Below are 6,658 nucleotides of genomic sequence, written 5' to 3'. Positions count from 1 at the left end.
CTGGGCCGGAGCGGGCGCGGCCGGCGCGGGAGCCTGCGCGGCGGGAGCCGGTGTGGTGGTCTCTGCGGCCCCCGCGGCCGCAGTACCCGCCGCAGCCGGAGCGGCGGCCGCCCCTGGCTTGTAGTCGGCGAAGAAGTCCCACCAGGCTCGGTCTACCGAATTCGGGTCCTGGAGGTACTGCTGATAGATCTCGTCGACGAGCCACTCGTTCGGGCCGAACGCGGCAGCGGGGTTCTTGCCCGCTTGGTCTGCGTCGGTCGAGATGCTCGAGTTACTGGGGGACTGTGGCGACACGGCGGCAACCGCCCTCTTCCGCTTCACAAGGTGATGGACAGCGGGAATAAAGGCTACGCCCCCGAGACCGGGAAGGTCAGGCCGGGCCGGTCCATCGTCGTGTAAGTCACATCAAAGAGCGGGTTTCGGGGGTGGAAATGGCGGGAAACAAGCGTGGTTCCGCTTGGTGAAACCGCCTGAGGGAAGCGCCGAGCGGGGCCTTGCGCGACGACGGCGCGGCCCTCTGCCTGATCACACGTGTCCGTCAGTGCGGAACAGAGATGGATCTTGTGGCTCCGCTTCGAACTTTACGTCAACTTGGCAGAGATGGAAGTCCCGGAAGGGTGACGAGAATCCGGCACCCCCGCTCGGATTCGGCCACGCCGATCCGGCCCCCGTGCAGATCCACCGCCCAGCGGGCGATCGCGAGCCCGAGGCCGGTGCCGCCGTCGCTGCCCGGACCGTGCGGCCGCATGATCTGACCCCGGTTGAACCGCTCGAAGACGCGGTGCCACTCCTTGCGCGGAATGCCGGGGCCTTCGTCGAGGACCTCCAGCTCCAGCGACTCGGGCAGCGCCCCGCGCCGCGCCTTGACCGTCACCCGGCCGTGCGGCGGGCTGTGCTTGACCGCGTTGTCGATGAGGTTGGCGACGACCTGGTGGATGCGCTCCGGGTCGGCGTGCGCGGTCAGCTCCGGGGGCGACACGTCGAGGTGCAGATGCACGTCGTTGCGCGTGTGGCTGCCGGACCCGGACGCGATCCCCGCGCGCGCGGTGGCGACCATGTTGGCCTCCTTGAGCACGCCCGAGAGATACGGCCACACCTCGAAACGGCGCTTCTTCAGCGGTACGACGCCGTTGTCGAGGCGGGACAGGTCCAGCAGCGTCTCCACGAGCCGCCCCAGCCGCTCGGTCTGCTTCAGCGCCGTGCGCATGGTCTCGGGGTCGGCCTGGGTGACCCCGTCGACGATGTTCTCGAGCACCGCGCGCAGGCCCGCGATGGGGGTGCGCAGCTCGTGGGAGACATTTGCCACAAGTTCCTTGCGCTGGCGTTCCTGGGCCTCCAGGTCGTCCGCCATGCGGTTGATGGTCTGGGCCAGGTCGCCCAGTTCGTCCCGGCGGTTCTCGCGGACCCGGCGGGTGTAGTCGCCGTGCGAGATGGACCGGGCGACCGCGTTCATGTCGTCCAGGGGCGCGGTGAGCGAATGTGCCACGAACTGCGTGATGAGCAGTGTGGCGATCATCGAGAAGACCGTGATGAAGCGCAGCTCGGTCGCTGTTCGCATCGCGATCATCATCAGCCCGGTGGTGATGAGGACCGCGATGACGACCAGCGCGCCCAGCTTCGTCTTGATCGAGAACGGGCTCACGCCGCCCCAGGGCTCCCTGGGGCTTCTCCGGCCGGCCGGACCGTCGCTCATGGCGTCGGGGTCTCCAGGGCGTAGCCCACGCCGTGCACCGTGCGGATCCGCTCGGCGCCGATCTTCCGGCGCAGCGCCTTGATGTGGCTGTCGACCGTGCGGGTGCCGGAGGCGTCCGCCCAGTCCCACACCTCGGCGAGCAGCTGCTCACGGGAGAGCACCGCGCGCGGGGTGTTCGCCAGGCACACCAGGAGGTCGAACTCGGTGGGAGTGAGGTGAACGTCCTCGCTCCGCACCCGCACCCGGCGCTGCGCGTGGTCGATCTCCAGCTCGCCGAGCCGGAGGATGCCGGACCGCGGGGTCGCGGCGGCCAGCGCGGCCCGCTCGACCCGGCGCAGCAGTACGTGCACGCGTGCTGCCAGCTCACGCATGGAGAACGGCTTGGTCATGTAGTCGTCGGCACCGACGCCGAGCCCGACCAGCATGTCGGTCTCGTCGTCCCGGGCCGTCAGCATGAGCACCGGCACCGGCCGGGCGGCCTGCACACGACGGCAGACCTCCAGACCGTCGAAGCCGGGCAGCATGATGTCGAGGATCAGCAGATCGGGCTGCCAGGCCTCGGCCGTGTCCACCGCCGACGGACCGTCGACCGCTGTTTGCACGAGGAATCCCTCGGCGCGCAGGCGGGTCGCGATGGCGTCGACGATCGTCGGATCGTCCTCGACGACCAGGACCCGGCGCTGAGCGCCCGGAGTGGCCGTCGAACCGTTGTGGGAGGTGTGTGTCTGCTCCATCGCCCGCCCCTGGGGAGTGCTTTCCGGAACCATGTGGGGTGATTCCTTGTCTGCGCATGACTGCGATTGACGCTTGAATGATCGGCGTAGGGAAGCAGAGTACGGGGAGTCATCACCCCTTTGCTATCCAGGTCTGACGGCGAGGTGTACGACGTCGGGTACGCCCCGGGCAACGGGGATCTCCTCGGTACGTACCTGTTGGAACCCGGCATTTCCTAGGGATCCTTCAAATTCCGGAGAGGGTCGGGCGGACCATACGGCCAGTACCCCGCCCGGCTTCAACGCCCTTGCGCAGCTTGTGAGTCCGGTGTGCGCGTACAGGCCGCCGTTGCCGTCCGTGACCGTCCAGTCGGGGCCGTTGTCGATGTCGAGGCACAGCGCGTCAAAAGTGGCGCATGTCTCATTGACGAATCCGACTAGATCCGTTTCCAGAATGTTCGTCCGCGGATCGGCCAGCGCCGGGGCCGAGAGCGCCGACAGCGGCCCCGCGCGGTGCCAGTCGATGATCGCCGGCTCCCGCTCCACGACCGTGATCCGGCCCCAGCGCGGATCCGCGGCGGCGTGTGCGAGCGAGAAGCCGACGCCGAGACCGCCGATCAGGACGTGCGGGTCGGGGCGGTCGTCGAGCGCGCCGAGCGCCGCGTCGACGAGCATCCGCTCCGAGCGCCCGTCGGAGGTGTCCATCAGGAAGCAGCCGTTGGCGATGATCTGGAGCAGCTCGCCGTGGCGCCGCAGGACGACCTCCCCGTAGGGGCCCTCGCGACGGTCCAGGACTTCGGGGATCTCGTACGAGGTGGGCATCGGCCCATCCTGGCAGCAGAGCCGCGCGGAACCGACCGGATTACGCCGGATCCGGTACGACGGCCAGGGCGCGACTTCTTGAGAAGTGCCTGTGAATCGGGTGCGAGGTGGCGCCGGTCACAGACAGCGGGTGGGTCGGGCGCGAAGGCTGGGGTGAAACGGAAGGAGCACCTCACCTTGGAACGCATCGCGCCGGCAGCTCCCTCCGACACCCCGCCGTCGGACGCGTGCTTCCCGGACGTCACGGGACTGCTCGACGGGATGCCCCGGCAGCGCGCCGGGGCGACGGTCACCGAGAAGCCGCGGGACACGGCACCGACGCCCGCCCCGGCCCGTCGGCTCCGAGTCCCCCGGGTGTGGCGGCTGCTGCCCACCCCCGTCGGCACGCCGTTCACCTTCGGCTACGGCGTCCTCCTGGTCGTCACCTCGCTGATCACGTCGTACGCCGACCCCGCTCTCGTGCACGACCTGCACCAGGCCTCCAGCACCGACGTCGCCCACCTGCTGCGGACCCCCGTCTTCGTGCTGCTCGCCAGCGCCCTGTGGGTCGCGGGCGGGATCCTCTCGCCGTTCGCGCTCGCCCTGCTGTTCACCCTCACCGCGCTGGAGCGCAGGATCGGCGGCCCGCGCACGGTCGTGGTGTTCCTGCTCGGACATGTCGGGGCGACCCTCGCCACCGAGGTGCCCATCGGTCTCGCGGTCCTGGCCGGCCATCTGCCCGACTCCTCCCTGCACCGCCTCGACTACGGTGTCAGCTTCGGAGTCGCCGCGAGCATCGGCGCCCTCACCGGCCTGCTCCGCCCCTGGCTCCGCTGGCCCCTGCTCCTCCTCTTCGCCTGGACCCTCGTCGAGGACCTCCTCGCCTTCACCGACCCGATGACCAACTGGGGCCACCTGATCGCCCTGACGATCGGCGTCACCCTCTGGCCGCTGACCCGCCGCTGGCACCGGGAGCACCTTCGGACGGCGACGGCGTAGCCTCCGGCCGCGTCGGACGTCCCTCGGCCGCCACTGTCCCCTTCGCCAACCCCGTCATCCCCGGACGCCGTTCCTCCGCCTCGACGGACACGGCCACCCCCGCGGCCACGGAGTCAGCTCCCGGGCGGCGTCCAGACGTACGGCGTCGTCGTGGTCACCGGGTGCAGGCCGAGCCGGCGCAGGATCGGCGCGCTGTCGTCGGACGCGTCCACCTGGAGATACGTGACCCCGCGGGAGACGGCGAGCGCCGCGCGTACGGCGACCAGGGCGCGGTAGATCCCCCTGCCCCGCCACGCGGCGAGCGTGGAGCCGCCCCACAGGCTCGCGAACTCGGTCCCGCTGCGGAACACCAGCCAGGCGGCGCACACCACTTCGCCGTCCGCCTCGGCGACGTGGACCGCGATCTCGTCCGGCGCCGAGGCCACCCGCCCGATCAGGTCGTCGGCGAGCCAGCCCCAGTCCTCGCCCCACACCGCCGACTCCATCGCGGCGATCCGGCGCATGTCCGCGTCCGCCGTGACCCGGCGCACGGTGACGCCCTCCGGCAGGACCGGCTCCTGTACGGCCATCTCGGCGGCCCTGCCGACCAGTACCGTCTCCCGCTCCTCGGGCACGAAACCGGCCGCGCCGAGCCGTTCGACGAGGTCGGCCGGGGTGTCGTGGGCCCGCGTCTTCCACTCGACCGCCTCTCCGCGCGCGGCGAAGAAGTCCCGCTGGCGGGCGATGAGTTCGTCGAGCGCGTCGCCCTCCACGCCGAGGTCGCGCGGCCCGCTCACGAACCCGCGGAACTGGCCGACGATCCGCAGCAGCGGCCCGTCCTGTTCGTACGTCACCCCGGCGGGCGGGTTCGGGGGAGCGCCGCGCATCTGGTCGTCGTAGGCGGCGAGGAGGGTGCGGATGTCTGCCGTGCTCATGGTCGGGGGTCCTCCAGGTCTGTCGGGTCTGCCAGGTCTTCCCGGCCCTCGCGGTCGTCCTGTTCGCCCTGGCCACCCTCTTCATCGCCCCGCACGCGCGCGTGGAGGTGCTGGTCGTGCCAGCCGTCCGCGTGCAGAAGGGCGTGGCGCATGGTGCCCTCCAGGCGGAAGCCGGCCTTCTCGGCGACCCGGCAGGAGGCGGGGTTGGCGACCGCGTGGCAGAGGGTGAGGCGGTGCAGGCCGAGGTCGTCCAGGGCCCAGTCGGTGAGGCGGCGGGCGGCGGCGACGGCGAGACCGGTGCCGCGGCCGGCCGGGAGGACCCAGTAGGCGATCTCGGCGTGGCCGCGCCGGAGGTCTACGCCGATCCAGGCGGCCAGGCCCAGGATGCCGCCCTCGCCGTTCGCAGGGCGCGTGATCGCCCACACTGCCCCGGTCTCCGTCTCCCACCGCTCCCGCATCCGGGCGATCCGCGTCCGGGCCTCCTCCTCGGTCAGCGCGGGCAGCAGGTTCCACCGGCTGATGGCCGGGTCGTGGCTCGCGGTCACCAGGGCGGTCGCGTCGCAGGGGCGCCAGGGGCGGAGTTCCAGGCCTCCGGGAAGACCCAGCGTCGGCTGGGTGTTGTCCGCCATGCGGCCGGCGGGGACCACCGGAGGTATCGGGTCGATCACCGGCGCAGCATGACAGAGGCCGTCGCGGGCCGCCTCCGGGTTTCCCGCGGACGGTCAGCCGACGACCGGACCGACGAACTTCGCACTGGTGAGCGGAGCTTCCACATGCCACCCGAGAGACTCGTACAGCGCACGTCCTGCCGGGGTCCCCGCCAGGACGCCGGTCTCCGCACCCGTGGCGGCCGCCGCGGTCTGGAGCGTGCGCATCACGAGGCCGCCGAGCCCTTTGCGCCGGTGCGCGGGCACGGTCTCGATCCGGTCGAAGACGGCGGTCGTGCCGGTCGGGGCGACCTGGCCGCGGGCCGCGAGGGAGCCGTCGGGCGCGGCGACGAGCACGCGCGTGACGCCTCCGACGGACCACACGCGCGTGCGGTGGCCGTCCGGGACGCGGGTCTCCGCGCCGGTCAGCGGGACCGTCATCAGGTAGCCCGGCTCGGGGTCCACCCACCAGTCCTCGCTCAGCCAGCCCCCGGCCACCGCCGGGTCCTGGAACACCTTGAGCCACACCCCGGCCCCGGTCACCGCGCCCGCCACCTTGCGTACGACCGCCTCGTCCACGTCGTCGCCCAGCGCGTCGAAGACGTGCCGCGAGACCTGCGCGGCCTGTCCCACGTCGACGGTGAACCCCCATGGCTCACGCTCCGGCGGCGCGGCCCCGCGGGACACGACCCAGCCGTCCACCCACGCCCGTACGACTCCGTCCACGACAGCTCCCCGTAATGACCGATGCTGATGTGTGCCTATTACGGAAGGACCCTAGGCCCGGCGGCCCCGAATCCGGCAGCCGTGATCGCCCACAGCGAACAGGCCATCGGGCGGGGAACATTCGAGGGCTCACATGCATTGAGTCGGCATAGCTCAACTTGACTG

8 protein-coding genes are annotated in these 6,658 nt (G+C 71.4%); 1 reads left to right on the top strand and 7 read right to left on the bottom strand.

From position 1 onward, the window contains the following. The 4 genes from G3I78_RS42420 to G3I78_RS42405 all read right to left on the bottom strand — a co-directional run. A partial coding sequence (locus tag G3I78_RS42420) for a hypothetical protein (protein WP_164435003.1) occupies positions 1-294 on the bottom strand: 294 nt, incomplete at its 3' end. Positions 295-586: 292 nt separating this feature from the next. Then, positions 587-1,693: an ATP-binding protein gene (locus G3I78_RS42415; RefSeq protein ID WP_164435000.1), complete on the bottom strand. Its 1,107-nt coding sequence runs from the start codon at positions 1,691-1,693 to the stop codon at positions 587-589. After that, positions 1,690-2,427, bottom strand: a complete 738-nt coding sequence (locus G3I78_RS42410; RefSeq protein ID WP_053851412.1) for a response regulator transcription factor — start codon at positions 2,425-2,427, stop codon at positions 1,690-1,692. Before G3I78_RS42410 ends, G3I78_RS42415 begins: the two co-directional genes overlap by 4 nt. A gap of 123 nt (positions 2,428-2,550) precedes the next feature. Next, complete coding sequence (locus tag G3I78_RS42405) at positions 2,551-3,228, bottom strand: spermidine synthase (protein WP_164434998.1); 678 nt, start codon at positions 3,226-3,228, stop codon at positions 2,551-2,553. Between the two features lie 177 nt (positions 3,229-3,405). Here G3I78_RS42405 and G3I78_RS42400 point away from each other — a divergent pair, with 177 nt between their 5' ends. Then, complete coding sequence (locus G3I78_RS42400; RefSeq protein WP_164434996.1) at positions 3,406-4,206, top strand: rhomboid-like protein; 801 nt, start codon at positions 3,406-3,408, stop codon at positions 4,204-4,206. Between the two features lie 113 nt (positions 4,207-4,319). Here the strand turns inward: G3I78_RS42400 and G3I78_RS42395 are convergent, their stop codons facing one another. From G3I78_RS42395 to G3I78_RS42385, 3 genes are read right to left on the bottom strand one after another with little or no spacing between them, the layout of a single operon-like run. Next, entirely contained in the window at positions 4,320-5,120 is an 801-nt protein-coding gene (locus G3I78_RS42395) for a GNAT family N-acetyltransferase (protein WP_164434994.1), read from the bottom strand. Next, positions 5,117-5,788, bottom strand: a complete 672-nt coding sequence (locus G3I78_RS42390) for a GNAT family protein (RefSeq protein ID WP_343243983.1) — start codon at positions 5,786-5,788, stop codon at positions 5,117-5,119. Before G3I78_RS42390 ends, G3I78_RS42395 begins: the two co-directional genes overlap by 4 nt. 54 nt (positions 5,789-5,842) lie before the next feature. Next, entirely contained in the window at positions 5,843-6,493 is a 651-nt protein-coding gene (locus tag G3I78_RS42385; protein ID WP_164434992.1) for a GNAT family N-acetyltransferase, read from the bottom strand. Positions 6,494-6,658 lie beyond the last annotated feature (165 nt).

Origin of the sequence: Streptomyces sp. SID13726 (genome assembly GCF_010548375.1) — a bacterium.
Lineage (GTDB): Bacteria > Actinomycetota > Actinomycetes > Streptomycetales > Streptomycetaceae > Streptomyces.
The sequence above is the reverse complement of the archived record's forward strand: the minus strand, read 5'-3'. Positions and strand labels throughout refer to the sequence as shown.